The organism is Caulobacter sp. B11, assembly GCF_002737765.1.
Taxonomy (GTDB): Bacteria; Pseudomonadota; Alphaproteobacteria; order Caulobacterales; family Caulobacteraceae; genus Caulobacter.
On sequence record NZ_PEGG01000211.1, the window covers coordinates 1 to 4,149 of the forward strand.

A 4,149-nucleotide genomic window follows, 5' to 3' on the forward strand; every position below is an offset into this window, starting at 1 on the left:
GGCATCAGGGTCGCGGTCGGATCGACGGCATAGGGTGCGAAGTCGCGCACGCCCTCGTCATAGAGGAAGCTGTCATCGATCAGGAACTGGCCGGTGAACTCCCGCGACGGCTTGATGAACACCGCGTGGGCGGCGTCGGCCATGATCTCCGGCGTGCGGCAGTGGCGCATGCCCTCTTCGCCGGCCAAGGCGAACTGGATGGCGGCGGTGGCGATGCCGGTGCGCGGCCACAGGGCGTTGAAGGCCACGCCGTCGCCGCGGAACTCCTCGGCCATGCCCAGGACGCACAGGCTCATGTTGTACTTGGCCATCGAATAGGCGACGTGCGAGCCGAACCAGTGCGGGGCCAGGTCGAGCGGCGGCGACAGCATCAGCACATGCGGGTTTTCCGCCTTCTTCAGGTGCGGGATGCAGGCCTTCGAGGTCAGGAAGGTCCCGCGGCCATTGACCTGGTGCATCAGGTCATAGCGCTTCATCTCGGTGGCTAGGGTGCCGGTCAGCGAGATGGCCGAGGCGTTGTTGACGCAGATGTCGATGCCGCCGAACCGGGCCACGGCCTTTTCCACCGCCTCATAGACGCTGGCCTCCTCGCGCACGTCGACGATCAGCGGCAGGGCCTTGCCGCCGGCCGCCTCGATCTCGGCGGCGGCCGAATAGATGGTGCCGGGCAGCTTGGGATGGGCTTCGGCGGTCTTGGCGGCGACGACGATATTGGCCCCGTCCCGCGCCGCGCGCAGGGCGATGGCCAGGCCGATGCCGCGCGAAGCGCCGGTGATGAACAGGGTCTTGCCCCGAAGGCTGTTGGGCGGGCTCATGCGTCGTCTCCAGTCGAGGCTTTGGCCTGGCGGATCAGGTCGACGCCCAGGGCCACGGAGGCCAGGGCGAAGCTGGACGCGGCCAGGCGATGCAACAGACCCTGATCCTTCAACGCCAGGCCGACAAGGCCGATGACGAGCGCGGCGATCCACAGGATCGCCGAGGTCCTGAACGGCGCGCGAGCCCGCAGCACCGCGACGGCGATCACCGCCATGGCGATCGACCACAGGCTGGCGGCGATCATATAGCTCTGCGGGCCCAGAAGGTTGGTCGCCGACGAGCGCACCAGCAGCACCGCGGTCACCGCGACCACGAACCCGGCCAGACCGGGCCAGCCCAGGACCCGCCCCGCCGCCGACTGCAGGCCCAGAAGCCCAAACAGCAGCAGCAGGTCGATCAGGACATAGACCATCTGCCGCGCCGGCTCGGTCAGGTGCGGATAGATCAGCGGACCGGTCAGATCGACCAGCCCGCCGACGACGGCCGCGACCCCGGCCAACCGCCAGAGCGTCTCTCGCCGCATCAGGCGTCGGCGCCCGTGGTCACCACCGACAGGGCCCACAGGTTTTCCGCGGCGTCCTCGTCGATCGCGTGCGGCATCACCCCGGCCCAGGGCATGTCCTTGGTCCAGGGGCTGGCCTGGGCCAGGTCTTCCAGATAGAGGCCGCCGACCCCTTCCAGTTCGTCGCCCACCGCCGCCCAGACGCTGGTCGAGGCGCCCTCCTCCGGCGTCTTGAAGCCCTCCCGGACCTTGCCGTTGTCGTCGATCCAGCCCAGCGCCTTCTGTTCGTCGAGCGTCATGTGGCGCTGCAGGGGCGTCATGATGCCGCCCGGCATGACGGCGTAGGCGATCACGCCCTTGTCCTTGAAGCGGCGGTTGAAGCCGATCGCGAACAGGGCGTTGGCGCTCTTGGCCTGGCCGTAGCTTTCCCACTTGTCATAGGCGCGGGTCTTGAAGTGCGGGTCCTCGAAATTGACCCCGCTGCGGCGGTGGCCGATCGACGACAGCGACACCAGGCGCGAGCTCTTGCCCGAGGCCTTGGCGCCGGCGATCAGATTGGGGACCAGCAGCACCGACAACAGGAAATGCCCGAAGTGGTTGGTGCCGATCTGCATCTCCAGACCGTCCTCGGTATAGGCCAGCGGACAGGCCATGACCCCGGCGTTGTTGATCAGGATATTGAGCGGCCGGTCGCCCCAGCGTGCGGCGAAGGCCCGGATCGACTTGAAGCTGGAAAGGTCCAGCATCGACCAGCTGGCCTTGGCGCCCTTGGCGGTCTTGTTGATCTCGGCGACGGCGGCCTCGGCCAGGTCGGGCTTGCGGACGGCGATAACCACCTCGGCTCCGGCCTCGGCCAGGGCGCGGGCGGTCTCGATGCCGATGCCGGTGGCGGCGCCGGTGACGATGGCGACCTTGCCCGTCAGGTCATGGCCCGCGACCACCTCACGGGCCGACGTATGAGGCTTGAAGCCCGAGGTGATGCGATCCGCCATGTCGTTGTCTCCCGATCGTTCTTTTGGTTGGTTCGAACGCTACAGTCGCGGGGCCGGCAGTCCAAGCGCGATGGCCGGACGCGGAGGCCTGGCCGCGGCGTCAGGCGATCTTGCTGAAATCGGCCGGACGACGCTCGGCGAAGGCCATGAAGGCCTCGCGGGCCTCGGCGGTCCGCAGGCGCTCGGCGAACAGGGCGCCTTCGGTGTCCATCAGGGCGGCGATTTTCTCGGCGTCGCGCATCAGGCGCTTGGTGACGGTCAGGGCGCCCAGCGGACGCTTGGCCAACTGCTCGGCGGCGGCCCGGGCCCGGGCCCGCAGATCCTCCAGCGGAACCAGACCGTTGGCCAGGCCCCAGGCCAGGGCGGTGGGTCCGTCGACCGCCTCGCCAAGCGCGAACATCGCATAGGCGCGGGCGTGGCCGATACGGGCCGGCAGCAGCCAGCTCGACGCGGCCTCGGGCACCAGGGCCAGGTTGACGAAGGGCACGGTCAGGCGAGCGTTGGGGGCCACGAACACCAGGTCGCAATGCAGCAGCATGGTCGTGCCGACGCCGACGGCCTGGCCGTGGACGGCGGCGATCAGCGGCCGGGTCGCGTTGGCCAGAGCCTTGAGAAACCGGCCCACATGGCGTTCGCCCGAAAAGCCGCCGGTGGCCTGGGCCGTGAAGTCGCCGAGGTCGTTACCGGAGGTGAAGCTGTCGCCGTCGCCCTGGAAGATGATCACCCGCACGGCCGAATCGTTTTCGGCCTTTTCCATCTCGTCGGCCAGCACGCCGTACATGGCGTTGCTCAGGGCGTTCTTCTTGTCGGGGCGGGCCAGGGTGAGGGTGAGGATCCCGGCCTCGTGCTCTACCGTCACATGCTCGGTCATCAGGCGTCTCCTTTGGGGAACTTGGTCTGCAGGCTGGTCAGCCAGCGGGCGACCACGGCGATCTCGGCGTCGGTGAAATCTTCGGTCAGTCGGTCATTGAGCCCCTCGACCCCGGCCTTGGCCTGCTCGCGGGCCATCTGGCCCTTTTCGGTCAGGTGAAGGCGCAGGGCGCGGCCGTCGCGGGGTCGGGCCGGCGCTCGACCAGCTCGGCGCGGGCCATGCGATCAATCAGGCCGGTCATGGCGGAGGGGGCGAGATCCAGGGCCTCGGCCGCCTCGCCGATCAGCGCCCCGTCGTTCTGGCCCAGCACGAACAGAGCCCCCGACTGGGCGGCGGTCAGACCGCCCTTGGCGGCCATCTTGGCCTCGACCCAGCGCTGCACGCGACGCTGGCCAACGTTCAACAGGAAGACCAGACGGCGATCGGCGGCTGCGGACATCCGCCGACTATATAGTTCGCGCACGAAATATCAAACGCCTGTTCGCGCGACCGGCATGACCAATCCGCTTGTCGGCGTAAGCCCGGGCGGCCTCAGCCGATCATCCGCTCCAGCGCAGGACGATCCCGAAGCAGGACCTTTCGCGGGGTTGGCAAGGCGATCAGGCCATCGTGCTGCAGCTGGTGGATACAGCGCGACACGGTTTCGATGGTCAGGCCCAGATAGTCGGCCATGTCCTGGCGCGACACCGGTACATCGACCAGGCTCTCCGCGCCGCTGCGCTGGGCGAAGTCGAGCAGCAGCACGGCCACCCGCTCGGTCGCCGCCCGGCGGCCCAGCAGCAGGACATGGTCCTGGCATCGGCCCAGCTCGCCAATGGTCAAGTCCAGCAGCGCACGCGCTGTCGGGGCGTCCTGTTCCGCCAGGCCATGCAGCGCGTCGCGACGAATGCGCGCCACGGTCACCGCCGTCAGGGCCTCGGCGGTCAGTCGGTAGTGGTCGCCCAGTTCCAGGCCCAGATAGTCGCCGG

The 4,149-nt window shown here is 68.7% G+C and carries 5 protein-coding genes and 1 pseudogene; all 6 read right to left on the reverse strand.

Annotation, left to right across the window (positions count from 1 at the left end; genetic code table 11):
* The coding region (locus CSW58_RS09245) for an NAD(P)-dependent oxidoreductase (RefSeq protein WP_099447083.1) at nucleotides 1–815 on the reverse strand (815 nt) is incomplete at its 3' end.
* A complete protein-coding gene (locus tag CSW58_RS09250; protein ID WP_201721626.1) occupies nucleotides 812–1,339 on the reverse strand; it encodes a hypothetical protein in 528 nt (175 codons plus the stop codon). The genes CSW58_RS09250 and CSW58_RS09245, both read right to left, overlap by 4 nt.
* A complete protein-coding gene (locus CSW58_RS09255) occupies nucleotides 1,339–2,310 on the reverse strand; it encodes an SDR family NAD(P)-dependent oxidoreductase (RefSeq protein WP_099447084.1) in 972 nt (323 codons plus the stop codon). The genes CSW58_RS09250 and CSW58_RS09255 overlap by 1 nt, the downstream gene beginning before the upstream one ends.
* A gap of 100 nt (nucleotides 2,311–2,410) precedes the next feature.
* The gene (locus CSW58_RS09260) at nucleotides 2,411–3,181 is read right to left on the reverse strand and encodes an enoyl-CoA hydratase (protein ID WP_099447085.1); all 771 of its coding nucleotides are present in this window, start codon (nucleotides 3,179–3,181) and stop codon (nucleotides 2,411–2,413) included.
* A pseudogene (locus tag CSW58_RS09265) lies at nucleotides 3,181–3,620 on the reverse strand (MarR family winged helix-turn-helix transcriptional regulator). Before CSW58_RS09265 ends, CSW58_RS09260 begins: the two are co-directional and overlap by 1 nt.
* 92 nt (nucleotides 3,621–3,712) lie before the next feature.
* Nucleotides 3,713–4,149: helix-turn-helix domain-containing protein (locus CSW58_RS09270; protein WP_148665639.1), on the reverse strand; the 437-nt coding region annotated here is incomplete at its 5' end.

Coding starts and splice junctions, on each gene's coding strand:
- CSW58_RS09260 (WP_099447085.1), bottom strand. CDS start 3,181: ATGACCGAGCATGTGACGGTAGAGCACGAGGCCGGGATCCTCACCCTC.
- CSW58_RS09255 (WP_099447084.1), bottom strand. CDS start 2,310: ATGGCGGATCGCATCACCTCGGGCTTCAAGCCTCATACGTCGGCCCGT.
- CSW58_RS09250 (WP_201721626.1), bottom strand. CDS start 1,339: ATGCGGCGAGAGACGCTCTGGCGGTTGGCCGGGGTCGCGGCCGTCGTC.